Raw genomic sequence first — 23,647 nt, forward strand, 5'->3', positions numbered from 1 at the left:
CTACATCCTAATATTTATAGTACATCTGTTACAAATTAAATTCAATACGATTGGAAAGAATGCAAAACATTCAACATGACACATTCTAGATGTTTTCATATTTATATATTGCAAACTCTAAACATCTCTATAACTACAAGTAACTAATCAAATGAGAAACATACTATTATTATTAAGCTTTTTTGCAGCAGTTCAAACTGGAGCTGCACAAAAATCAACACTTTCGCCTTTCCTAAGAGTTGGAAAATCAACAGAAAATATAGCTATATTAACTGAATATATTAAAAACCAACTAAAGGCTAGTGATTTTGAAATTGTAGGTGAATATGCACCAGAATCAAACAACAATCTACATGTTGTTTGTTTTACAAGAAATGATTTACAGGAGCTTTGCTTAGAATCAAAAGACAGAGGTGCCCTGGCAAGTGTATTAAAACTTGGCTTGGTGAAAAAAGGAGAGCAAACTACAATAAGTATGCTAAATCCTGACTATATGTTTTGTGCTTACCTTAGCAATTACGAAACAGACAAGAGTGCCTATGATAAAATTACAGCAGATGTAGCAAGTGCTCTTAAAAATTTTGGAAACGAGTTTACAGCTTTTGGTGGAGCAGTAAAAACTGTTGCTTTAAAGAAATACCATTATAAAATAATGATGCCTTATTTTAAAGATCCGGTAGAACTTAACGAGTTTGAAAGTTTTGAAGATGGAGTAGCAAAAATTCGTAAAAACCTAAATGCAGAAAAAGGAAATACCAAGTTGATTTATGAACAGGTATTTACAAATGAAAAAGTTGCTGTTTTTGGTATAGGATTGCTTGATCAGGAAAGTGGAGAAAAGCACTTCTTACCTATAATTGGCGAAGACCACATTGCTGCTATGCCATACGAAATTATCCTTCAGGACAAGGAAGTTACCATGCTACATGGAAAATACCGATTTGCATTGTACTGGCCTGAACTTACCATGGGTACTTTTATGAAAATTATGAGTACCCCGGGTGATGTTGAAGATTTCATGGAAGCATTAACTAAATAATCCATGTTTTATAAATCTCTTCCCCAGAGATTTAAATCCCTTGTTCACGCAAGGGATTTTTTATTGTTTCAATTTTTGATACCTTGGAGCTTCAATTATTACCAGGAACCAAAATTTAATCACAGAATGAAAAAATACTTTTATCTAATTATAATTTCTACAATGCTTTGGTCTTGTGCCGAAATGCAAGCCGTAATGGATCAGTATAATTTGGAACAGTACCGACCTCTAACCGACGGTGAAGTATCCACTGGTTTAAAAGAAGCCTTAAGAGTAGGAAGTGTGAATGCGGCCAATATTTTGTCGGTTGAAGATGGCTTTTACAAAGATGAATTGGTAAAGATTCTTCTTCCTCCCGAAGCTCAAAAAATATCGAAGAATATTAGCATGATTCCGGGAGGCAAGGATTTAATTGATAAAGTAGAAATAAGATTAAACCGTGCTGCCGAAGATGCAGTAAAAGAAGCTGCACCAATTTTTGCTTCGGCCATTACAGAAATGACCATTGCAGATGCTTTTGGTATTTTAAAAGGCAATGATGATGCAGCAACCCAATATTTAAAAGGCAAAACATCCGATAAGCTAAAAGACTTATTCATGCCAAAAGTTAAGGCTTCGCTCGATAAAAAATTGGTAGCAAACATTTCTACCAACGAATCGTGGAACCTGCTTACCAGCAATTACAATAAGGTGGCAGGTAGTTTTGCCGGTAAATTGGCAAACCTGCAAGCTGTGAATACTAAGTTAGATGATTACGTTACCCAAAAAGCTTTGGATGCCCTGTTTTTAAAAGTGGCAGAAGAAGAAAAACAAATCAGGAAAGATCCTTTAAAACGTATCAGCAATATTCTGAAAAGGGTATTTGGAGAGTTAGATAAGTAACAGTGAACATCAGTAAACAGTTATCTGTAATGAAGCTTGAAACAAAACGCCTTGTGCTCGAAAAACTAGAGATGAAACATGCCGAGGCTTTCTACTCCTACCGATCGGATGGGGAAACCAATAAATACCAAGGCTGGATTCCATACGCATTGGAAGATTGTCAGCACTTCATAAAAAATAGGATTGCCAAAAAGTTTAACGAAACAGGGACTTGGTATCAACTTGCAATTGTTTTGCATAGTACCAATGAAATGATTGGTGATTTGGGCATTCATTTTATTGAGGGAGATGATCAGCAAATAGAAATTGGATGTACCATAAACAAGGAATATCATGCTAAAGGATATGCAAAAGAAGCAATAATCGCTACAATGAATCATTTATTTTGCGAGCTAAAAAAACACAGAGTAATAGCTTCTGTCGATCCAAAAAACACTGCATCAATTAAGCTAATGGAAAAACTTGGATTTAGAAAAGAAGCTCATTTCAAAGAGAGTATTTTAATAAATGAGAGGTGGGTAGATGATGTTATTTATGCCATTTTAGCAAGCGAATGGACTGCTACCAATGACTAATTTAATCAACAATCTCATTATCTAATAATTATAAATGTAGTAATTTAAAAGTTTTTTGTTTTAGGTATCATTTTTTTACCTACCTTTGGCTCGATATAAAGTCATAGGTCGAATTTATAATCGACTCTTTTAATTTCAATATTATTTGTTGCTATTCCATTCCAGGAATTAAATTAACAGGAGTATACGGGAGTTATTAAGAACTAAGACTTATTTCAAATTATTATTTTAATTTAATTACAATGGAAGGAACAGTAAAATTCTTTAACGAATCAAAAGGTTTTGGTTTTATCAAACCAGCTGATCAAAGTGATGACATTTTCGTACACGTATCAGGTTTAGTTGACGAGATCAGAGAAAACGACAAAGTTGAGTACGATGTTGAAAATGGAAGAAAAGGTTTAAATGCAGTAAATGTAAAAGTGATTGACTAATCACTACACCTTTATAAGAAATTGAAAAAGCACCTCTAGAGGTGCTTTTTTTATTGTCTAAATTTTAAACCGATTATTTGATGACACTGATTATACAATCACTTTAAGTTTACAAAACTCTTAAAGCCACATCAAGATATCGGCATTATACCACGCACTAATGACGCGGTATAAATGGTATTATTTGATAGTTACTTTTTTAAAGTAACATTGACAGCATTCATTCCTTTAGGGCCACGCTCGGTATCGAACTCTACCTTATCATTTTCCTTGATGGTATCAACCAATCCGTTTACGTGCACAAAAATACTATCTCCAGTATTTAGATCCTTAATAAAACCATAGCCTTTGCTATCATTAAAGAAATTAACAACTCCTTGCCTTTTTCCTTCTTCCTCTGCAAAATCGCCACTATTACGTGCTCCTAATACAATGTCTTCGGCTTTAATCTCTTCTTTTTTCTTCTGTGGATCTGGCGGCGTAGATGTAATGTTTCCAAACTCATCAACATAAGCAATCATGTCATCCAGACTACTTTTTCCACCTGCTTCTTTACGAGCTTCTTTACGAGCTTCTTTCTCTTTTCTCTTCTGGAGTTTTCTTTTCTCTTTTTCTTTTTTGTTATAAGTCTCTTGCGATCTTCCCATACAATTTTTTAGTGATACATTAATTATTAAAACAGCCTTAATGAATCGATTCTGATAATAGTTTTGCCTACTTCGCTCAAGACAGAAAGGTGCTGCAAGGTAAGCATTTATTTACACTACTTACTCATTTTATACAAAGCTTTTTAAAATGATAGTAAATTCGTTTAATTAGCCCCTCAATTTATGCTCAAAAATAAAAAAGAATTAATTATTTTAAGCTGTTCAAAAATACTAACAAAATCCTAAAATAATGGAAACTAAAGAAGGAAGAGAAGCCAAACCTATTGAACTGACTGCACAATCGGTAATTTACTTAAACGAAACCCGAAAATGGACCATGTTTTTTTCCATACTTGGATTTGTTTTTCTGGGAATACTACTAATTGCCGCAGTTTTTATGGCAAGTATGTTTGGTGTTATTGCAGGAGAGAACCTGCCATTTATGGGCAGTGGAATTGTAATGGGAGCATTTTACTTGCTTTTAGGCGTATTGTACTTCTTCCCTATTTTTTACCTGTACAAATTCTCGAAATACTCAAAAACTGCCATTTACAGTGAAGACAGCGAACAATTAAGCCTGGCACTTAAGTATTTGAAAAAACACTATAAGTTTATTGGTATTTTAAGCATTATACTTTTATCCTTCTACGTTTTGGCATTTCTGATCATGTCAATTGCAGGTGGAATTGGAGCTTTCATGTAATACCATCTAAATTTCAGAGTAAGCTTAAGCGAAGCTGTGAATTATTAAATTGAAATGCCGATATATAAAACATAGCCATCAATATAATTTGAACCTTCTCTGAAAAACAGAGAAGGTTTTTTATTTGCAAAAAAATGCATTTAATAATATCAGTTTTTGTTGTAACTTGATTACATGTAACCCACTATAGGCTATACAAATCAGCAAACTTTTTAAGCTAATTTGATATGTATTGCAAATACGAATAAAGCCTACAAACAATGGGAATCAAAATAAGCAAGAGTCCATACTCCTGCTGCTAAACCTGACTATTAATCGTAAAATAGTTATACATGTTACATTCAAAAAAAATTGATTTTACCAAACAATTTGCTCATCACGGAATTGATGAAAATGCAGTCCAAATCATCGAAAAAGAAAAGCTATTGCCTGCAAGCCTCATCAATAAATTACATCACTGCTTCCCACAATACTCTATCTTAAAAGAGGAAAGTGAACCAATGTTTACCTCCAGTAAAAATCGTTACACAGGTATTGATGGTTTTAGAGAAATCATATCTGTTCTAAATTCCAATGGTATTGATATTGGCTACATCGAGGAACGAGAGCTGTTCATTAATGTGTATCGATTTATGGCCACCAAGCACATTTTAAATACCATCAACTGGAAGGATTACGTAAATGATTCAGTTTTTCAATTGGTATTTCCTCAGCCCGGAATGATGAAAACTGAACTGCTGGAAAGATACAGGAATGCCAAATCGGAAGAGGAAAAGCAACAAATTTGTGAGGATTACATTCACGATACCAATCCGCACGATGGCAAACAATTGCTGAATAAGGCGTGTTTCGAAAATGAGCATGGCGATTTTGAAATACTGGATGGTAGTCAGCACAAATATCCACAGTGCTTCCTTGTATTTGATAAAAGCACACAAAGCTGTTTTGCATTCTGTAATTACTGTTTCCGCCATGCACAGGTAAGAGGCGACGAAGACATGTTTATACAGGAAGATATCGATCAGGTTCATAACTACCTAAGAGAGCACAAAGAGGTAACCGATATTTTGCTAACTGGTGGCGATGGTGGCTTAATGCCATATTCCCGTTTGAAGGAATATTTATTGCCATTTACCACCGATCCTGAACTATCGCATATCAGAAACATACGCATGGCTTCCAGGAGCTTGACCTTCGATCCTCAAATGATCATCAAACCAAGTTTTGATAACACATTAGCACTCTACAAAGAATTAATCGACCATGGCATTCAAGTTATTTGGATGGGACATTTCTCTGGCCCAAAAGAATTGATGAACCTGACCACCATTGCGGCTGTTCGGCGACTAAGAGCTACAGGAATAACGGTTAAAAGTCAGAGTCCAATCATGAAACACATCAGCTTGTTCCCGGATGAAAATGGAGGTATTGACATCGATAAATCTGCTCAAAACTGGATAGACCTAGGACATGTGCTCATGATGTTGGGAGTTGGCTTCCACTCTATGTACTATGCCCGTCCAACAGGAGAGCACCATTATTTCACGGCACCATTGGCAGATATCAATAAGGTATTTAGTCAAATTTACAGAAGCCTTCCATCGGTTGGTCGACCTTCCAGATATATCTCCATGACCTCGTCAGCCGGAAAAGCCTCGATGCTGGGAACTGTAGAAGTAAATGAAAAAATGGCCTTTGCACTTAAATTCAACGAAGCCAGAAATATGGAATGGATGGACAGAGTGTATTTGGCAGAATTCGACGACAAGCAAAACACCATTGAAAAACTAAAACCATTTGAAGGAGATAAATATTTCTATACAGATGAATTAGAAGCCATAGAAAAACAATTAGAGAGAAAATAGAATATTGTTCAAACAAAAGCATTTCTGTTCTATGATTAACAAGACAGTACAATCCTTAGCCGAAGCCGTACAAAACATTCACGATGGAGCTACCATAATGATTAGCGGCTTTGGTGAAGCAGGCAGTCCCATTGAATTGATTCATGCCTTAATCGATCAGGGGGCAAAAGATTTGACCGTAGTGAGCAACAATACAGGAAGTGGAAATGTAGGACTGGCAGCCTTAATCGAACAAAGAAGAGTGAAAAAGATGATCTGTTCATTTCCTCGAACTGCCAACTCAACCGTATTTCCTGAACTCTACAATGCGGGAGAAATAGAATTGGAGCTGGTACCACAAGGCACATTAGCAGAAAGAATCAGAGCTGGCGGGGCCGGCATTCCTGCATTCTACACCCCCGCTTCGGTAAATACACCTTTGGCTAAAGGCAAGGAATGTAGAGTGTTTAATGGAATTGAATATGTGTTGGAAAAAGGCATAAAAGCCGATTTCTCACTGGTAAAATGCGAACTGGCTGATCGTTATGGCAATTTAACCTATCATGCCACTGCACGTAATTTTGGGCCTATCATGTGTACTGCTGCCAAAACAAGTATTGTTCAGGCCAGAAAGATTGTAGAAGCAGGTGCAATAAACCCTGAAATCGTGGTAACACCTGGAATTTTCGTGAATCACATTATCGAAGTTTCCAAGCCTGCCAATGAATCGGAATTGGTAGCACAAAAACTTACATACCCATGGTAGAAAAGCAGATAAATATCGGCTGGAGCAAAACGGAAATGGCACAAAATGTAGCGATGGACATTCCCGATGGCTCCTATGTAAACCTCGGAATTGGCATGCCCGAAATGGTAGCCGACTTTGTTCCCGAAGGTCGTGAACTGATCTATCAGACTGAAAATGGATTGCTAGGAATGGGCGCAGTACCTATAGCCGGACAAGAAGATCCTGAATTGATAAACGCTGGCAAAAAACCAGTAACCACCATACCCGGAGCTTGCTTCTTTCATCATGCAGATAGTTTTACAATGATTAGAGGAGGACATATTGATGTGTGTGTGTTAGGCGCCATGCAAATCTCTAAACAAGGCGATTTGGCAAACTGGTCTACAGGTGCTGCCAATGCAATTCCTGCGGTAGGCGGAGCTATGGATTTGGTAGCAGGTGTAAAAAGAATACTGGTAATCACACAGCACAATACCAAAGATGGCAAACCAAAAATCCTGAATCAATGCAGCTATCCACTTACCGGCAAAGGGGTTGTGGAAAGCATTTATACAAACCTGGCCATAATCGATGTGAAAGACGAGGGACTTTATGTGAGAAAATTAGGGCCCAATGTTGATTTTGAATATTTACAGAAACATACCGAAGCCAAACTATATCAATAAACTAAACTCTGCAATCATCATGAAAAATGCTGATAATGTAAATTATAAATCAAGCCTGAAACTCTACAAAAGAGCCAAAAAAGTAATTACCGGAGGCGTAAGCAGAAACACCATTTTCCGCCGTCCTCATCCTTTCTATGTGGCCCAGGCAAAAGGAAGCTATGTAACCGATATAGATGGTAATACCCGAATTGATTTTGCTAACAATATGGCATCCTTGATTCATGGGCACTCTCATCCTGTAATTGTAGATGCCGTTACCGAACAAATGCAAAACGGAACCGCCTATACACTGGGAAGTGAGGTAGAAGTAGAGTTTGGTGAGTTGTTGGTGGAAAGAAACAAAGAGTTCGAAAAAATTAGGTTTGTGAACTCAGGCACCGAGGCCGTAATGTCAATGATAAAAGCAGCCCGAGCTTATACAGGCCGACCTAAAATTGCCAAGGCCGAAGGAGCCTACCATGGCACCTACGATTTTGCAGAAATCAGCCAAATAGCAGAACCTCAAAACTGGGGAGATATCAATAAACCAAATTCGGTTCCGGTAACCTATGGCACACCCGACAGTGTAAAAAAAGATGTCATTGTATTCCCATACAATGACATTGAACGCACGATCAATTTACTGGAAGCCAACAAAAATGAACTGGCCTGTGTATTGATCGATCCGGTTTCTCATCGGGTTGGAATGTACCCAATTGAGGAAAAGTTTTTGCTGGCTATTTACAATTGGACCCGAAAAAACAAAGTGCTTTTGGTATTCGACGAGGTGGTAACCTATCGTGTAACCTATAGTGGCGCACAACATTTATATCCTGTAAAGCCCGACATGACTGCTCTTGGAAAAATTATAGGCGGTGGATTCCCCGTTGGTGCCATTGCCGGAGCGGCAAAAATCATGTCGGTATTCGATCCCTCTCGAAAAGTAATTAAACAGCCTCATTCGGGCACATTCTCGGCCAATCCGGTTACCATGATTGCAGGAAAAACAGCCATGCAACTGTACAACAGGCAGGCAGTAGACAAGATCAATAAAATGGCAGCAATTGCTAAAAAGCAAATACAGGAAGCCATTCAATTGGCCGGTGTGCCTGTTGTAATAACGGGAGCAGGATCGATGTTCCGTTTACATTTTCGTCACAAACAGCCACGCAATTATCGTGAAACCTATCAGGCACCGGAAGAAAGAAAAGTAATTGTAGACCTTCTCGACTATCTTTTCCTTCATGAAAACCTGATTCTGATCAACACCTTCGCTTGTATGTTTGCCACCACCATCACACAGGTAGAAGTAGATCGCCTATCTCAATCCTTATACAATGGATTTAAAAAATACAAAGCTGAAATTCATCAGTTTGCCAAGTAAGTATGAAGTAAAAAGGATAAAGTAGTAAGGATAAAGTGATAAGTATAAAAATGAAAACTACATTTCACTGGTACTTCGGAAATCTTAATGATAAAGCTAATTCTATTACAAACACTAATTTAAGCTTAGATAGAACTCACATACACTAAGCTCCAAAAGAAACCATATGACAACAACTGTATATATCTGCGACGCCATAAGAACACCAGTAGGAAAATATGCAGGCTCACTAGCCTCTGTTCGAACCGATGATTTAGCTGCCATCCCTTTAAAAGCATTAATGGATAGAAATCCGGAAATGGATTGGTCTGCCATTGATGACGTTTTACTGGGTTGTGCCAACCAGGCGGGTGAAGACAATCGAAATGTAGCAAGAATGGCTACCCTCTTGGCTGGTTTTCCTGAAACCGTTTCGGCAGCTACCATCAACCGCCTGTGCGGATCGGGAATGGATGCCATTGGAAGTGCAGCCAGGGCCATAAAAGCCGGGGAAGCAAATTTGATGATTGCAGGAGGTGTGGAAAGCATGTCGAGAGCACCATTTGTAATGGGAAAAGCAGAAACAGCATTCGGGCGAAACCACAAACTGGAAGATACCACCATTGGCTGGCGATTTGTGAATAAAAAACTAGACCAGATGTATGGTACCGAAGGCATGATTCAAACGGCACAAAACATTGCCGACGATTTTTCAATCTCCCGCGAAGATCAGGACAAGTTTGCACGATGGAGCCAGGAAAAAGCACGCAATGCGCAGGAAAATGGAAGTTTGGCTCACGAAATTGTCCCCGTGGAAATTCCACAGCGAAAAGCTGATCCCATCCTCTTCTCTACCGACGAACATCCACGACTTTCCTCATTGGAAAAACTGGCAAGTCTGAAATCAATTTCAGGAGCCAATGGATGCATAACAGCAGGAAATGCTTCGGGAGTAAACGATGGAGCTGCTGCCATGCTATTGGCTTCAGAAGATGCTGTAAAGAAATACAATCTCACTCCCAAAGTGAAGATATTGGGCATGGCTACTGCTGGTGTTCTGCCAAGAATTATGGGCATGGGACCGGTAAGCGCTACCCAAAAAGTGCTACAACTTACCGGATTACAATTGGATGATATAGATATTATAGAACTCAATGAGGCTTTTGCTGCCCAATCGCTTGGCTGCACACGCGAACTGGGTCTGGCAGATGATGACCCACGCATCAATCCTTTGGGAGGTGCCATTGCCTTGGGTCATCCCCTGGGAATGAGCGGAGCCCGCATCACCACATCGGCCTATTATCAAATGATTCACTCCGATGCCAAGTATGCACTTTGCACCATGTGTATTGGCGTTGGGCAAGGAATTGCTTTGGTATTGGAGAAAGTTTAAGACTTATCACTTTAAAAAGTATCTTTAATTAAATGCAATAAAAGTGGCGTTTGTTAGGGTAATTGGATTTAAACTTACTATTACTTTTCTCGCAGATAATCGCTGACTAGAATCCGCAGATTCACGCAGAAAAAAATATTATTCTTTGAAATTCTGCGAGAATCAGCGAAAGATTTGCGAACATCAGTGTGAAACATTTTGGCTCTGTATGATTTATAGTGGGTAGTTTATAAAATTACCTAGCGTATAAAATAAAAAATCATTTCTACTTTGTTCGAGTGGAGTTGGTGGGCATTGGAAGGACAAGCTTCTTATCCGCAGAAAATATTTAGAGAGACGGGGAAGCTGAGAACTTGTTCGAAGATCACCCCGCCGAACTTAATATTTTCAAGTAGAAGGAGGTTGTGCTTACACGCCCTAGATTTTTTGCTTACTTTTTGATCGATGCAAAAAGTAAGAGCCATGCGGCTTGAGCAAAGTAAAGTTAAAGGATAATGTTTTCAATTAATAATTGATTTAGCAACCCACTATCTTCCTTATAGAACCAATATTTTTAAATACGATTGTCTTGGAGATCTTTTTTTTTACAAATACACAATTAAATAATGCTATTTTAGATCTCAGGACTACGTCCCTTAATTTAAAACTATGAGCAAACAAAGCAATACTAACAACACGAAAAAGAACTGGCAAATCAAATTAGGAATCTTTCTGATGATTCTCTGCATCCCATTCTTTCTGATTATACCTGTATTTCCATTTATGGAATTGGAAGCCAAAACCAAGATTACCCTTTCCACCGTATCGCTAATTATAGGTGAGGTGCTGTTTTGGTCTGGTGGCATATTGGTGGGCAAAGAACTCCTTAAAAAATACAAATCCTACTTTAACCCTAAGAATTGGTTCAAGAAAAAGCAAGAGGATGAGCAAATAAACAAGTAGTCTGTCCCCTCCTATTTAGCCCAGAACAAAGCAAACAGAATATTTCTGTCATAAATTTCTATCTTCGTGTCCCAATTTTAATGGTGTTTCAGCCAAAAACATCCACTGCAACACCTATTGATTTCAATCCAATCATCCTCAAGAATGAAAAAGACACTTGCCTATCGAATTTTACAAGTAGTAAGCCTATTGCCAATATTAGCATGGCCGCTTGTTTTTTACGTGAGCTTATATTTATTTGATGATCCCAATGGCAATGCATCGCTTTTGTTCTTTGCCATTAATGCCTATCCATTATATAACGTGAGTTCGACGTAAAATTCCATCCACAGAAAGTTATATTTGCGATAGATTTGCATTAAAAAATCTGAAAGAATAGTGGGCTATTTTGAAGAGTTTTTAATGTGAAGATATAGTAAAGAGAACTTTCCTTTAAAGATTCGCCTGCTTTTGGTATAAATTCCCCCAAATCCGTTTGAAATATCCCGATATTACTTCACGTATTTGTGTAAATTTCTACTCAAAACCAGATCAAACTGTGGTCGAATTTTACACCGAACTCACGTTATTTAATCGCCAACCTGATTTTAAGCAAAAAACTATACGAAAACCAAAGAAGCCTATCTGCTCTTTTGCTGATTTGGCCCATATTGCTTATGGCACTTGTAGCCTTATTCCTTTCATAGAAAGGCAGATCATTCGCTAACCACTCACAAAACAGGTTTCAGTATCGAAATAATAAGTAGCTTTGCACGCTTGTTCGAAATGTAATATCCCTATGCAAATCAAAAGAAAATCAGATACCGAATTTATCATCATCATGGCCTCTTTGATGTCCCTGGCATCCCTATCGATAGATGCCTTGCTTCCCGGCTTGCCCGAAATTGCCAAAACCATTGGCATAAGCGATCCGAAGAACAATCAGTTGCTGATTACGATGATATTTTTAGGAATGGGTTTCGGCCAATTGCTTTCAGGTCCCTTATCGGATAGTATTGGTCGAAAAAACACCATTTATATTGGCTTTTCCTTGTTTGCATTATCCAGCATGCTATGCATTTACGCTTCGAGCATGGAGATGATGATTGCAGGACGTTTTCTTCAGGGAATTGGCTTATCGGCACCCCGAACCGTTGCCACCGCCATGGTGCGCGATCGATTTGTGGGAGATTATATGGCCAAAATCATGTCCTTTGTTACGGTAATCTTTATTCTGGCACCCATTGTAGCCCCATCATTTGGCAAGATTATGCTCGACTCCTTTGGATGGGAATCCATCTTTTCGAGCCAGCTGCTATTCGGTCTGTTTGTAATTTTGTGGTTGTGGCAACGACAGCAGGAAACCCTAAAGCTTGAAAACCGAAGGAAGCTGACTCTATCGCTTTTCTCAAACGGAATTAAGGAGTTTACCAAGCACAAACAATCCTTAATTTTCACCTTTATGTCTGGCTTAATTCTATCGGCCTTTATGGTGTATCTGAGCTCTAGCCAGCAGATATTCCAGGAGCAATACGGATTGGTTGAAGAGTTTCCATTTATTTTCTCAGGAATTGCCGTTGTAATTGGTCTATCCACCTTTTTAAACGGAAGTTTTGTAATTCGTTTTGGCATGCTAAAGCTGGCACAAAGCTTTACCACACTCCTTTTCTGCATTTCTTCATGCTACGTACTCTTGTTTTTCGGCAAGCCCAATCCTGATATTGGCATTCTCCTATTATTTTTTGTGGGCATGCTATTTTGTGTTGGTTTCATTTTCGGAAACATCAACGCACTGGCCATGCAACCCATGGGACACATTGCCGGCATTGGAGCTGCCCTGTTTGGTTTTATCGGAACGGTAATGGCTGTACCCATTGCTACCTTTATTGGCCGATTTATTGATGCAACTGCCCTACCTGTTTTTGCAGGATATGCTGTTTGTAGTGGCATTTCCTTGTTGCTGATTCAGTATTTTAAGTTTTTGGGGAGAAGGGAAAGCTAAAGTTTTAACTGAATGGAGCTTTTTATTTTCAATTCTTGTCTCTTTTAAAAGGAATGAATAAACATTGTCGTGGAAAATGGCTGTAAAAAATCCTCAGGAGCGTTCTTTTAATTTGATCGTAACTTTTGAACTTAAAAAGCAACGATCTTTGACTTAGAAAAGGCCTTTTTAATCTTTTAGGCACGTTTTAAATCAAAGAAAATGGGTTTTTAAATTAAAAAGGGGCGTTTTTGGTTTTTGAAAGGCAGTTTTCAATTTAAAATCGCCTTTCTAACTCAATTAAAATGGGATTTTGAATTTTAAAAGCACGTTCGATTTAAAAAAAAATGGCTTTTCACCTTCAAAAGGCCTCTTTTATTTTTAAAAACGCTCCTAAAAATTTCAAAACTGACATTCCCATTTAAACATTATCGATTATTGTCTGCTACAGCTACATTCTAATTTTGGGAACGTAAGTTTTGAACTTAAAAAGCGCCTTCTTTTTTTTAAGATATGGATTTTCACTTTCAAAAGCTTTCTTCTATTTTTAAATAAGCACATAACAAACTCCTCTCTTCATCCTATTCTAATTTAAATAACAATATAAAAACCTTTGTAAAGGGATTATTGTTTTGTAAATTGACGAGCGGAAACATAAATCGAAATATTCACAATTAAAACAAACTGTGAAAAAAGAAAAAATACTCAATAAGTTAGAACAGTATTTCACCAATAAAAACTATGTTCGATTAACTCGTAAAAAAGGCAGTTTTGAAGGTATCTCAACTGGTTTTATTTTAGGTAAATCCAATAATTTCATATTAATCCAAGAAACGGATGAATTTAGAATATTGGGTTACCAGATATTTCCTATCGAGACCATTAAACATGTAAGGTATAATAAGAATGACAAAACATACGAAAGGATTCTAAAGGAAGAAGGGCTGCTTGCCAATGTTGGTTTGAAATACAAGATAGACTTGACAGATTGGAAGTCAATCTGTAGGGATGTAAAAAAAACAGGTTTAACTGTAATTTCAGAATGTGAACACCCTAAGATAAAGTCATTCTGTATTGGAAATTTAAAACGAGTAAATAAAAAATCTATTTCTATTCGATATTTCAATGCTCAAGGCATATACGACAAAGAAAACACTACTAATGATTTTAAAAACATTACAAAGTTGAGTTTTGATGATCACTATGCCAATGTGTTTTCTAAGTATGCAAAATAGTTTAATGTAAATATCAAAACAGGCATCAAGTTCTTATTTATGTCATTGGCAATTACTCCTAAAAAACACATAACAATCAACTCTCTATAACATGAAAAAAGCCCTAATTATTCCCTTACTATTTTTTACTCTTAATGCATTTTCTCAAGACACAATTTATTTTGCTTCAGACTGGGAAGAAACTGAAAAAACTAGTGCTGAATATTACAGAGTGTTAACCAAACTTGATTCTTTGTGGAAAATTGAGGATTACTATATTGACAATCGCCTACAGATGACAGGGATGTTGAATAAACCATTCAAATCAGCCAGGCATGGAGAATTTATCTGGTATAACCCTAAAGGAGTCATTGTACAAAAGGGCAAATACAAAAACGGCAAGCAAAACGGTGAAATCATCTTTTACTTTGATGATGGCAAAACAAAAACAATTGAGAATTATCAAAATGGAATCTTTCATGGCTTAATGAGAAGTTATTACCCTGATGGACAGATTGAGTCTAATGGAGAATATGTAAATGGGAACTTACACGGTGTGCTTGAATTTTGGTTTCCCAATGGACAATTAAAAATTCATAGTGAATTCGATAATGGAAAGAAAGTTGGTGAATGGAGATATTTCGATGAATACGGTAACCTAACTTACAATCCTGTTTATAAAAAACAATACGAGATACTTAAAAACAAATTATTATTTGATATTCCTAATAATGAGTGGTTCAGAAATAAATACATCAGAAAAAACAATGTAAGCTGGCATAGTTTTCAACGAAATCCTATTAAAAATGAAAATGGCGTAGACATATTACCCAATATATCCTTTCTCATTGAAGAAAAAGTAGATTTGGATGATGTTATTTTGTACTCAATGGAAAAGAGACAGAAAATGTCATTTGAGGTAGATTCTACATTTATTCATGATAGTGGTAGACTAAAAATTAAAAATGCCATTGCCTATTCAGGATATACTATTTACGAAGATGGTTCAAGACACAATGTTTTAATTGTACATGCACTAATAGACAAAAAGGGAATTCAAATCGTTATGGATATTACATCAGATTTATACGAAGAATATGGAAATGAATTTTGGTTAGCCTTAGATAATATTTACTTGAAAGAATAAAACATTTAAAAATAACCCCAGCTAGCGCGAGCTTGTAGCTCGTGCTTTGCGAAAGCAAAAAGTATCCAACAAACTTAGCTGAAAATATAAATAATCAATTTATTTCTGCCAAGGCAGAGTACGAGCTACAAGCTCGCACTAGCATAAATAAAATAGTTATGACATTGTAATTATAAATCCGTTGGTATTAATCTCAAAGCATGCACATCATCAAAAAAATTAAGAACTTAATAGACCGAAAAAGGGCAATTCGCAGAATTTTTAAAGATGCTGAAAGCTTAGATGAAGTTCTTTTAGATAAAAGATTACAAATTTTTAGAGAAATCGTAACTCCTCAATTTGCCGAGATTGGTCTAAAAAATTGGAATGGCAAATATTTATGGTATAGTGATTTTAATAATGAAGGAATAAAACATGTTGTCGAATACAATGTCTTCAAAATATTTGGAGGGTCATTTACCTATGGCAACTGTTTCAGTACTGTTCCAAGTATCTCTGGAAGCAGACTCGTAAATCATAGAACAGATAAATCGACAAAAATTATATATTCTAAAAGACTAGATGGTTGGCAAAAGAGTATGGCAGATGGTAGTCCAATTAATCCTGATAAAATAAGCACTGTTAATGAAGAAAAATTCAGAAAAAGTTTAGAAACGGTTTTATCAAAGAATATCCCAAAACTCAAAAAATGGTTTGATGAAAAAACCACATTAGACCAAAATATTTCAGGATTATTAGAAGACATTGAAAATCCTGTTTTCGAAATCGGTCATAAAATTATATCACACGAATATATTTTAGCTTTCTTATATAAGCAGAAAGCTAATAATGAATCTGCTACATATTGGATTAATAAACATTTCGAAAAATCTCTCAATAACCAATATGAAATAGAATTAATTAAGAAACGAATAGATAGCTAATTAAATGCAACTCTATCTCCTTGCATTCCCAAAGTTGAATCACATACGATAACTTCTAAGAAAGAACAGTAATAAAACAAAACACATTAAATGTTTAAATGGTATCAAAAAATAATTGAAAAAGTACTGAATGAAAAACCAGTTTTTGGTTTTGGTTACCGAGAAGAAAAGTTGAAAGCAGTGGTTTTTCTCCCACCCTTGGTTTTACTCTTTGTCCTCATATTGGCCCTTGCGGTTTTCTTTTCCAATTTCAAATCCCACCAGAGAAATTGGAAAGCAAAATGGAATACCAACGAAATACATGTTGTTAGCGATTCATTAATTCAAAGGGATAGCATTAAGATTGAGTGGCAAAATTCCTTTCCGCCATCAAAAATTGCATTCTATAATGGAGAACAGCTTACCAACAAGATTAATGAAAGAGGACACAATTACTTTATCGTTTCGTATTTGGGTCAAAGAGTTAATACCTACAAGCAGTTTAAAAGTGATTATTGGTCGTATCACAAATATCTATTCACAATAAAAATGGACAGTAACAATACCCCACAATCAACACTGCAAATTGAAGGAAAGTATCGAAAATTTAAGGATCATGCGGATTAGTGATGTTATGGAAGCTATCGATAGTTCTGTAAATCATTATAAGGAGGATGGCATTAAAGAACTTATTGAAGGTTATCGTAAAATTGGAGCAAATGAATTATCCGAAACATTCAGCAATTTAATTAATGCTGAAGTCCATGAGAAAGGTGCAATCCCTGATGAATTAAATGAAATAATAGCATCCCAAAAAGGCTACAATTCGGGTTCAATAAAAAACATGTAAAAAAGAGAGTTGGACGTACAATAGGCGCACTTATCGAATTTCTTATTACCTCTCCCCAATCTAACTTAAAATTCTTTGCAAAAGGACTATTGTTTTGTACATTCACAAGCAGATACGTGTACATTACATCTCTAAATGAGGGTATAAATACATATTTGTAGATTGAACAAAACCATCAAAAAACAATAAGCTATGGAAGAACGAAGTGCATTTGATATATTGGTAGACTATCCTAAAAAGCATGGATTGGATTATGACACTCACACGAATGACAGACGATTTCATTTTTTTCCTTCTGACCCGGTTTTGAATACCAAGTTTGTAATATTTAAAAAGGATAATTTGTTCTTTTGCGCTTACGATTCTTTTGGAACCAAAGCTTATATGAATTGTACATATACAGGTTTGTACGGTCTTATTGATATACCAGAACCTCTTGAGCTTAAAATGACAAAGAAAGACTGGTTGGATAAGTTTCTAACATCCAACAAGCGCAAAACAGGAAATCATTACATTGATGAAAATGTTACCATTTCATCCAAATCGAGCGATATCCCTTTACGAATCGTAAATGCAACAGCCGTTAAGCATTTTTTAAAAATGACTGAAAGAACGAATCCGCTAAAAGTGATCATTGAGAACGATTACCTTCAGTTCGTGAAAGAGTTAAAAGGAAAAATGGTTGTAGGTGTAGAAATCAATAAATGGTTATTTGAAGAACCAGATATTGATTACTTCCTAGAGCATGGAAGCAAATTGTTGCACAGTATGCAAAGAAAAAAAGATATCTTGCACAAACTATAATGCATAAGCCTATAGTGCAATTTAACTTCTCCTACTGGTGAGAGATTTAATCCTGTCCCATATTAAAGATTGAATCAAACGAGAGAACTCGGCAGTAGGGGAAGTTTTTCCATTGCTCTGTTGCAACTTCACACTAGCGACTTATCCAAGTTTCTTACCTATAAATTCCAACTAGTCAATATTGAATCTTTTCTTCCCAATAAATCGAATCAGGGAACTCTCCCCCACATGTCCGAAGCCTTCATTCAGATGTACCAACTCCTTTTTCAACTCGATGATATTGTAATTGCTAAAATTGCGTTCAATTTCCTCGATAGAATACATCATATGGATGTCTTTGGGTCCGCCCGCATCAGGATTTACTTTGTTCATTTCACGATGCTCTTTGCTAAATGCCTCAAAAATAATATGCCCGCCTGGTTTTAGGTAACTGTCCAGTCGTTTGTGCATTTCCGTTTTAATCTTCGGATCGAAATGAACAAAAGTCATACAAATGGCATCGAATTCTTCCTTTTCGTAGCTTTCCTCTAAAAAACCACTTAAGCTATAATCAATCTTCACATTTTTTTTACTGGCCAACTCTTCGGCTTTTTCTTTTCCCTTCGCACTATAATCGAATGCCGATACTTGCCAACCCAACTGAGCTGCAAATACAGCATTTCTTCCCTCACCTTCTGCCGGAAACAATACTTTGCCAGCCTTTAAATGAGGCAATTTCTCTCTCAGGTATGCATTTGGTTCTTCACCATAGGCAAATTGATCCTGACTATATCTTTCGTCCCAAAATTCTTTCATGTCTGTTAATTTAAAAATATATCAGCAAAACTACATGGTATTCATTTCAAATTTGGAACACAATTGGAACATTGAGGTGTACAATTCGAGGATTTAGATATAAATCACAAAAGAAAGGATTGCCCCATAAATAGGACAATCCTTCTTTTAATTAAATCTTCTTACCTATGAAGAACACATAGCCATAATATTCTTTGTATTTGTTATACAGTTGAGCCTCGTGACGCTGGTTTGCAATAAAATCTTCAACTGCTTTATTGCCTTCATTTTCCTTCAAGTACTTTTCATCAAGTTCAACTTGTGGCTTGTAGAAATATTCTGTCCAGCAATTTTCAGGTAGAATAAAACTAGCAACAGGAACATAACCTGCCTTTTGCATTTGTCCTACTTTATTTGCAATGGTATCTATTCCGGGATAGGCATCCTGCCAAAACTCTTCTATTTCTGCCGGACGTTCATCTGTAAACCATGTCGCCTCAGAAACAGCAATGTAGGCACCCTTCTTTAAAAAGCGCCTCCACTCTTGTAGACCTTTTTCAAATCCAATATTGTATATTGCTCCTTCCGACCAGATTAAATCCAACTCCTCATCCTGAAAAGAAAGATCATCCATTGATCCTACTACACCTTTAACTCTGTCTTCAAGTTTTAAGTTAGAAGCATTTTTATTGAATAAATCAATAAATATGGGAAACAAGTCTACTCCTGTCACCTGTCCTTCTACTTGCTGAGATAACACCATAGTTTGTCCGCCGGAACCACAACCAATGTCTGCAATTCTTGAATCTTTTGTAAGGTTTTCAACAAAACTTAAGGCTTTTAAAGTAATCTCAGGACTTCCCGGACCTTGACGCTCCAGATTTGAAAAATATTCGCATATTAAAGTGAAATCGAACTCGTGAATTGATTTTATATCTTCACTCATAATGTTTAAATTTTAAATGTAATAAATCATCGACAAGTAGAATTAACTTCTTTGTCGGATCATAAAATAATAATGTATAGGCATAAAAATAACTCCGACATGGACATGTCTGAGTTTTACTATGGGATAAGCCTGAAAGAACATCAGAACTTATTTACGATACCAGATCCTTCTTAAATTTAAACATCAACCTATTTTAGTTCGATTCAAAGGTAAGATATTTTTTAATATCTGTAAAAGAGTTACCATCATAAACCAGGAATTCATTTCTTCAACTCCTTCCAAAACACCCAATTCTCGTATTTGCCATGACCCATTTCGAAATAACATTTCCCTTTCATCGCATAATTTTGATGTTGGTAGAAAGCAATGGCTTGCTTGTTTTCATAATAAGCCGTAAGCCAAATGGTATCATAACCCAATTTTAAAATTTCCTCTTCGGCATGTTTCAGCATGTGTTTGCCCAAGCCCATTCCATGAAAATGTTGAGAGAGATACAAAACGGATAATTCGGGGGCCTTGATTTCCAGATTTGGGCGTTTGGTATCAAAATCCAATTGGTAACAACCAATTATTCTCCCTTCTTTTTCCATCAAAAAATGTTTCTTGTCAGGATTTTGTATGATAAGTTCGGTCTTCTCTTAGGTAATCTCAGCTACAAGGTAATCGGCATATTCTCCTTCAATGCCATCGGTAGCATAAGTATGAAGCCAAACCTGAAGCATTAGCATTTCTGCTGACATCTTCAAATTTGGCTTCACTTATAATCCTTATAAATCTATTATTCTACAAACTCCTTTAAATCTGAAGTTAGAATTTCTTCGATTTCCAAAAATTGATTCTTCGGAGTTTTGGTATACAACATTCCAAAAATAGAATACATTTTGTAATCCACCTTTCTCAGTTCCAATGGCTGAACAAATTTACCCAACAAAGCATCGTAATTGAAACTTGCAATTTCTTTTGAAGGAATACCTGTTGAATTGTCTAAAATAACCAAGGAGTAAATTTCATCATCCATCTCCTCCAATACCTGCTTCCAATCTGGTTTGATATTTTTTAAGAAACAGTGATAAGGATTCAGTTTGGCTGCAAAATAAGTTAGATCGGCAGTTGTACACCATCCACCAAAACGCATTGGGTTGACTTCAATCGGAATCAACACTCCATTTTTGTCTACACGCACTTCAACATGCACTGGGAAGTTTTTCAAATTGGCTTCCTTACCAAGCTGCTGAACAAATTGGGTAAAAGTTTCAAGATATTGCTTAATGGTTTCCTTGGATGTATAATAAACCCTGTCGCTTACATCGGTATCCGAAGAAAACAAGTGTTTCGAAATCCCTAACAATGTAGCCTCTCCCACCTCATCGAAATAGGCATCAAAAGCAAACTCTTCCCCTTCAATAATTTCTTCAATCAGAAAACTGGAAGCATTTACCACCTCAATTGGAAACAAGCTTTGAGCCTCGGTAAACTCATCTTTAATCAGTTGTTTTACTCGCGCCCAATCTTCCTGATTCAATACTTTGTGAACTCCCAAACTTAAGAAACCAACTGCAGGCTTAATAATAAATGGCATTGGCAATTCTTCCAGTTTAATTGCATCCAACTCTTTCAGACCCACTTCGCGAAAGAAAAAATTAGGATACATTTTCTGAATCAGCTTGCGAAACTCAACCTTATTCTTAAAAACATTGATGTACTCTGGCAATTTGGTAAAGCCCAAATTCTTCACCACCCAGTTGATTGAATTTTCAGAATTGGTATACAATCTGCTATTCGAATCATTCTGAAAATTCTTAATAATTTCTTCAGGGCTTATCAGACTTAGTTCTCCATGCTCCGTGATATTTCCGGTATCTAAGGCAGGAAAGTCATATTTTACTATTGTTTCCTTTAAGAATTTGGAAACGTAGGGTTTATCCAATAGTATCATGTAGTGTTTGTTTTGTCGATATGATAATATCGCAAAGCTACGAAGAAAGCTTTAATATTCATGCTGAAATCAGAAATTGCAGTTTTTTCAGTCGCAGCAATGTTTATATGCAATGATTCATTAAATTTCAGAATTGAAATCATCACTAAAAATTACATTGTGAAAGACAAAATCCTCATCGCTTATTCTATTCCTCCTCAAGGACTTTTGGAGCTTGAAAAAGATTTTGATTTAATATATCCTGATAAAGAATTTTTCTCAACGGAAGAATTAATTGAACGAATACCGGGCTGTATCGCACTCTTGTCGATATTCAACAAGGAAGTTCCCAAAGAGGTAATTGAAGCTGGCAAGCAATTGAAAATTATCAGCAATTACGGAGTAGGTTTTAACAATATCGACATTGAAACGGCTGGCAAAAAAGGGATTGTGGTTTGTAATACGCCAGAAGCAGTTTGTGAGCCTACAGCTGAACTTTGCCTGGCCTTGATCTTATCTCTTTCCAGAGGCATTGCCAAATGTCATCATGGATTAAAAACCAATTCTGATTTTGAATGGGGCGTAATGAAAAACCTGGGAACCAGATTGCAAGGTAAAACACTCGGCATTGTGGGAATGGGTAAGATTGGTAAGTCTGTTGCCAATAAAGCCAAAGCTTTTGGTATGAAAGTAGTGTATTACAATCGCAACAAAATAGACAATTCAAGCTATCAGTATCTTAATTTTACTGATTTGTTGGAACAGTCGGATGTGGTTTCCCTGAATTGCCCACTAACCGATGAAACCCATCATCTAATTGGGGAAAAGGAATTGGAGCTGATGAAAGAAACAGCAGTGCTCATTAATACTGCACGAGGACCAGTGGTAAACGAACAGGAACTTGTGGATGCACTAAAAAGAAACACTATAGCGGGAGCTGCTTTGGATGTGTTTGAACACGAACCCAAAATCCATCCTGAACTATTGCAAATGGAGAATGTAGTTGTAGTTCCGCATATTGGAACAGCAACAATTGAAACCAGAATAGAAATGGGCAAAGAGGCCAGTGAGAATATCATTTCCTTTTTAATTGACGGAAAAGAAAAAAACAGAGTAAATTAGAATTAAAATCATTTACAAATAGATGTTATTAGCCATTGACATAGGAAACTCGAATGTGGTTTGTGGTTTATCGGACAACAACCATTGGACAGAACAATTTAGAATTCATACGGTTGCCAATAAAACTGCCGATGAATACGAAGTAATCTATCGTACCTTACTTTCAAGCCGAAACATTAAACTCGAAGAGGTTGATAAAATCGTAGTGAGTAGTGTGGTTCCTTCACTGATTCTGCCAATTCGGGAGATGATTAAAAAGCTTTTCGGAAAAGAACCATTGGTGGTTGGACCTGAGCTTTATCCGAAACTAAATATCGGAATTAAAAATCCTTACGAGATAGGAACCGATTTGGTGGCAAATGCAGTTGCAGCTCACAACAAATACAAAGGCAATTGTATTGTGGTTGATTTTGGTACAGCACTTACTTTTACTGCCATTAAAGCAGATGGGAACCTACTTGGCGTAAGCATTGCGCCTGGTTTAAAAACTGCCATGGCATCTTTATCGCAGAATACTGCAAAGCTGCCCAATGTTGACATCGCAGTTCCTCCGTCATGCATTGGTAAAAATACCACACACGCACTACAAGCAGGAATTGTAATGGGATACAAAGGTTTGGTTGAATATCTTTTGAAGGAAATCAAATCTGAATTAGAAGGCGATACAAGAGTGATTGCAACTGGTGGTTTATCGAAAGTTATGCTTCCGGTAATTGATTGTTTTGATCACCATGAACCTGATTTGACTCTTGATGGCTTAAAAATAATCGGAAATCAATTTTACAAACAGTGA

At 36.5% G+C, this 23,647-nt stretch carries 25 protein-coding genes; 20 read left to right on the top strand and 5 right to left on the bottom strand.

Going from position 1 to position 23,647, the window contains the following annotated elements; genetic code table 11:
• Positions 1 to 151 precede the first annotated feature (151 nt).
• From BXY64_RS18745 to BXY64_RS18760, 4 genes are all read left to right on the top strand, one after another.
• Positions 152 to 1,039: a hypothetical protein gene (locus BXY64_RS18745; RefSeq protein WP_120241510.1), complete on the top strand. Its 888-nt coding sequence runs from the start codon at positions 152 to 154 to the stop codon at positions 1,037 to 1,039.
• 126 nt (positions 1,040 to 1,165) lie between these two features.
• The gene (locus BXY64_RS18750; protein WP_120241657.1) at positions 1,166 to 1,921 is read left to right on the top strand and encodes a DUF4197 domain-containing protein; all 756 of its coding nucleotides are present in this window, start codon (positions 1,166 to 1,168) and stop codon (positions 1,919 to 1,921) included.
• A gap of 29 nt (positions 1,922 to 1,950) precedes the next feature.
• The gene (locus BXY64_RS18755; protein ID WP_120241658.1) at positions 1,951 to 2,496 is read left to right on the top strand and encodes a GNAT family N-acetyltransferase; all 546 of its coding nucleotides are present in this window, start codon (positions 1,951 to 1,953) and stop codon (positions 2,494 to 2,496) included.
• 242 nt (positions 2,497 to 2,738) lie between these two features.
• Entirely contained in the window at positions 2,739 to 2,930 is a 192-nt protein-coding gene (locus BXY64_RS18760; RefSeq protein WP_120241511.1) for a cold-shock protein, read from the top strand.
• Positions 2,931 to 3,121: 191 nt separating this feature from the next.
• Here BXY64_RS18760 and BXY64_RS18765 read toward each other — a convergent pair whose 3' ends face one another.
• Positions 3,122 to 3,577, bottom strand: coding sequence for a cold-shock protein (locus BXY64_RS18765; protein WP_120241512.1), 456 nt, complete (start codon positions 3,575 to 3,577; stop codon positions 3,122 to 3,124).
• 250 nt (positions 3,578 to 3,827) lie between these two features.
• Between BXY64_RS18765 and BXY64_RS18770 the strand changes: the two genes are divergently transcribed.
• From BXY64_RS18770 to BXY64_RS18835, 14 genes are all read left to right on the top strand, one after another.
• Positions 3,828 to 4,280, top strand: a complete 453-nt coding sequence (locus tag BXY64_RS18770; protein ID WP_120241513.1) for a DUF5362 family protein — start codon at positions 3,828 to 3,830, stop codon at positions 4,278 to 4,280.
• Between the two features lie 332 nt (positions 4,281 to 4,612).
• Positions 4,613 to 6,145, top strand: a complete 1,533-nt coding sequence (locus BXY64_RS18775; protein WP_211334551.1) for a hypothetical protein — start codon at positions 4,613 to 4,615, stop codon at positions 6,143 to 6,145.
• 31 nt (positions 6,146 to 6,176) lie between these two features.
• Positions 6,177 to 6,890: a 3-oxoacid CoA-transferase subunit A gene (locus BXY64_RS18780; protein WP_120241514.1), complete on the top strand. Its 714-nt coding sequence runs from the start codon at positions 6,177 to 6,179 to the stop codon at positions 6,888 to 6,890.
• Complete coding sequence (locus tag BXY64_RS18785; RefSeq protein WP_120241515.1) at positions 6,884 to 7,537, top strand: 3-oxoacid CoA-transferase subunit B; 654 nt, start codon at positions 6,884 to 6,886, stop codon at positions 7,535 to 7,537. The genes BXY64_RS18780 and BXY64_RS18785 overlap by 7 nt, the downstream gene beginning before the upstream one ends.
• A gap of 19 nt (positions 7,538 to 7,556) precedes the next feature.
• Complete coding sequence (locus BXY64_RS18790) at positions 7,557 to 8,903, top strand: aspartate aminotransferase family protein (protein ID WP_120241516.1); 1,347 nt, start codon at positions 7,557 to 7,559, stop codon at positions 8,901 to 8,903.
• A gap of 166 nt (positions 8,904 to 9,069) precedes the next feature.
• On the top strand, positions 9,070 to 10,275 hold the full coding sequence (gene pcaF / locus BXY64_RS18795) for a 3-oxoadipyl-CoA thiolase (RefSeq protein WP_120241517.1): 1,206 nt from the start codon (positions 9,070 to 9,072) through the stop codon (positions 10,273 to 10,275).
• Positions 10,276 to 10,923: 648 nt separating this feature from the next.
• The gene (locus tag BXY64_RS18800) at positions 10,924 to 11,217 is read left to right on the top strand and encodes a transporter suffix domain-containing protein (RefSeq protein WP_120241518.1); all 294 of its coding nucleotides are present in this window, start codon (positions 10,924 to 10,926) and stop codon (positions 11,215 to 11,217) included.
• 778 nt (positions 11,218 to 11,995) lie between these two features.
• The gene (locus BXY64_RS18805) at positions 11,996 to 13,198 is read left to right on the top strand and encodes a multidrug effflux MFS transporter (RefSeq protein ID WP_120241519.1); all 1,203 of its coding nucleotides are present in this window, start codon (positions 11,996 to 11,998) and stop codon (positions 13,196 to 13,198) included.
• 665 nt (positions 13,199 to 13,863) lie between these two features.
• Positions 13,864 to 14,412, top strand: a complete 549-nt coding sequence (locus BXY64_RS18810; RefSeq protein ID WP_120241520.1) for a hypothetical protein — start codon at positions 13,864 to 13,866, stop codon at positions 14,410 to 14,412.
• A gap of 91 nt (positions 14,413 to 14,503) precedes the next feature.
• A complete protein-coding gene (locus tag BXY64_RS18815; RefSeq protein WP_120241521.1) occupies positions 14,504 to 15,538 on the top strand; it encodes a toxin-antitoxin system YwqK family antitoxin in 1,035 nt (344 codons plus the stop codon).
• Positions 15,539 to 15,738: 200 nt separating this feature from the next.
• Positions 15,739 to 16,461 carry a hypothetical protein gene (locus BXY64_RS18820; RefSeq protein ID WP_120241522.1) on the top strand — a complete coding sequence of 241 codons (723 nt, stop codon included), beginning with the start codon at positions 15,739 to 15,741 and terminating at the stop codon, positions 16,459 to 16,461.
• 90 nt (positions 16,462 to 16,551) lie between these two features.
• On the top strand, positions 16,552 to 17,067 hold the full coding sequence (locus BXY64_RS18825) for a hypothetical protein (protein ID WP_120241523.1): 516 nt from the start codon (positions 16,552 to 16,554) through the stop codon (positions 17,065 to 17,067).
• Positions 17,057 to 17,290, top strand: a complete 234-nt coding sequence (locus tag BXY64_RS18830; protein WP_120241524.1) for a hypothetical protein — start codon at positions 17,057 to 17,059, stop codon at positions 17,288 to 17,290. The genes BXY64_RS18825 and BXY64_RS18830 overlap by 11 nt, the downstream gene beginning before the upstream one ends.
• A gap of 192 nt (positions 17,291 to 17,482) precedes the next feature.
• Complete coding sequence (locus tag BXY64_RS18835) at positions 17,483 to 18,094, top strand: hypothetical protein (RefSeq protein ID WP_120241525.1); 612 nt, start codon at positions 17,483 to 17,485, stop codon at positions 18,092 to 18,094.
• A 171-nt stretch (positions 18,095 to 18,265) separates the two neighbouring features.
• Here the strand turns inward: BXY64_RS18835 and BXY64_RS18840 are convergent, their stop codons facing one another.
• The 4 genes from BXY64_RS18840 to BXY64_RS18855 all read right to left on the bottom strand — a co-directional run bounded on the left by BXY64_RS18840 (position 18,266) and on the right by BXY64_RS18855 (position 21,753).
• A complete protein-coding gene (locus tag BXY64_RS18840; protein WP_120241526.1) occupies positions 18,266 to 18,889 on the bottom strand; it encodes a class I SAM-dependent methyltransferase in 624 nt (207 codons plus the stop codon).
• A 151-nt stretch (positions 18,890 to 19,040) separates the two neighbouring features.
• Positions 19,041 to 19,814, bottom strand: a complete 774-nt coding sequence (locus BXY64_RS18845) for a class I SAM-dependent methyltransferase (RefSeq protein WP_120241527.1) — start codon at positions 19,812 to 19,814, stop codon at positions 19,041 to 19,043.
• Positions 19,815 to 20,077: 263 nt separating this feature from the next.
• Positions 20,078 to 20,440, bottom strand: a complete 363-nt coding sequence (locus BXY64_RS18850; protein ID WP_317124616.1) for a GNAT family N-acetyltransferase — start codon at positions 20,438 to 20,440, stop codon at positions 20,078 to 20,080.
• Positions 20,441 to 20,595: 155 nt separating this feature from the next.
• The gene (locus BXY64_RS18855; protein WP_120241529.1) at positions 20,596 to 21,753 is read right to left on the bottom strand and encodes an ATP-grasp domain-containing protein; all 1,158 of its coding nucleotides are present in this window, start codon (positions 21,751 to 21,753) and stop codon (positions 20,596 to 20,598) included.
• A gap of 159 nt (positions 21,754 to 21,912) precedes the next feature.
• On the opposite strand from BXY64_RS18855, the gene BXY64_RS18860 reads away from it, so the two are divergent.
• Both BXY64_RS18860 and BXY64_RS18865 read left to right on the top strand, forming a co-directional pair.
• Positions 21,913 to 22,854, top strand: a complete 942-nt coding sequence (locus tag BXY64_RS18860) for an NAD(P)-dependent oxidoreductase (protein ID WP_211334552.1) — start codon at positions 21,913 to 21,915, stop codon at positions 22,852 to 22,854.
• Between the two features lie 22 nt (positions 22,855 to 22,876).
• Entirely contained in the window at positions 22,877 to 23,647 is a 771-nt protein-coding gene (locus tag BXY64_RS18865) for a type III pantothenate kinase (RefSeq protein ID WP_120241530.1), read from the top strand.

This window comes from Marinifilum flexuosum (assembly GCF_003610555.1).
GTDB lineage: Bacteria > Bacteroidota > Bacteroidia > Bacteroidales > Marinifilaceae > Marinifilum > Marinifilum flexuosum.

Coding starts and splice junctions, on each gene's coding strand:
- BXY64_RS18745 (WP_120241510.1), top strand. CDS start 152: ATGAGAAACATACTATTATTATTAAGCTTTTTTGCAGCAGTTCAAACT.
- BXY64_RS18750 (WP_120241657.1), top strand. CDS start 1,166: ATGAAAAAATACTTTTATCTAATTATAATTTCTACAATGCTTTGGTCT.
- BXY64_RS18755 (WP_120241658.1), top strand. CDS start 1,951: ATGAAGCTTGAAACAAAACGCCTTGTGCTCGAAAAACTAGAGATGAAA.
- BXY64_RS18760 (WP_120241511.1), top strand. CDS start 2,739: ATGGAAGGAACAGTAAAATTCTTTAACGAATCAAAAGGTTTTGGTTTT.
- BXY64_RS18765 (WP_120241512.1), bottom strand. CDS start 3,577: ATGGGAAGATCGCAAGAGACTTATAACAAAAAAGAAAAAGAGAAAAGA.
- BXY64_RS18770 (WP_120241513.1), top strand. CDS start 3,828: ATGGAAACTAAAGAAGGAAGAGAAGCCAAACCTATTGAACTGACTGCA.
- BXY64_RS18775 (WP_211334551.1), top strand. CDS start 4,613: ATGTTACATTCAAAAAAAATTGATTTTACCAAACAATTTGCTCATCAC.
- BXY64_RS18780 (WP_120241514.1), top strand. CDS start 6,177: ATGATTAACAAGACAGTACAATCCTTAGCCGAAGCCGTACAAAACATT.
- BXY64_RS18785 (WP_120241515.1), top strand. CDS start 6,884: ATGGTAGAAAAGCAGATAAATATCGGCTGGAGCAAAACGGAAATGGCA.
- BXY64_RS18790 (WP_120241516.1), top strand. CDS start 7,557: ATGAAAAATGCTGATAATGTAAATTATAAATCAAGCCTGAAACTCTAC.
- pcaF (WP_120241517.1), top strand. CDS start 9,070: ATGACAACAACTGTATATATCTGCGACGCCATAAGAACACCAGTAGGA.
- BXY64_RS18800 (WP_120241518.1), top strand. CDS start 10,924: ATGAGCAAACAAAGCAATACTAACAACACGAAAAAGAACTGGCAAATC.
- BXY64_RS18805 (WP_120241519.1), top strand. CDS start 11,996: ATGCAAATCAAAAGAAAATCAGATACCGAATTTATCATCATCATGGCC.
- BXY64_RS18815 (WP_120241521.1), top strand. CDS start 14,504: ATGAAAAAAGCCCTAATTATTCCCTTACTATTTTTTACTCTTAATGCA.
- BXY64_RS18820 (WP_120241522.1), top strand. CDS start 15,739: ATGCACATCATCAAAAAAATTAAGAACTTAATAGACCGAAAAAGGGCA.
- BXY64_RS18825 (WP_120241523.1), top strand. CDS start 16,552: ATGTTTAAATGGTATCAAAAAATAATTGAAAAAGTACTGAATGAAAAA.
- BXY64_RS18830 (WP_120241524.1), top strand. CDS start 17,057: ATGCGGATTAGTGATGTTATGGAAGCTATCGATAGTTCTGTAAATCAT.
- BXY64_RS18835 (WP_120241525.1), top strand. CDS start 17,483: ATGGAAGAACGAAGTGCATTTGATATATTGGTAGACTATCCTAAAAAG.
- BXY64_RS18840 (WP_120241526.1), bottom strand. CDS start 18,889: ATGAAAGAATTTTGGGACGAAAGATATAGTCAGGATCAATTTGCCTAT.
- BXY64_RS18845 (WP_120241527.1), bottom strand. CDS start 19,814: ATGAGTGAAGATATAAAATCAATTCACGAGTTCGATTTCACTTTAATA.
- BXY64_RS18855 (WP_120241529.1), bottom strand. CDS start 21,753: ATGATACTATTGGATAAACCCTACGTTTCCAAATTCTTAAAGGAAACA.
- BXY64_RS18865 (WP_120241530.1), top strand. CDS start 22,877: ATGTTATTAGCCATTGACATAGGAAACTCGAATGTGGTTTGTGGTTTA.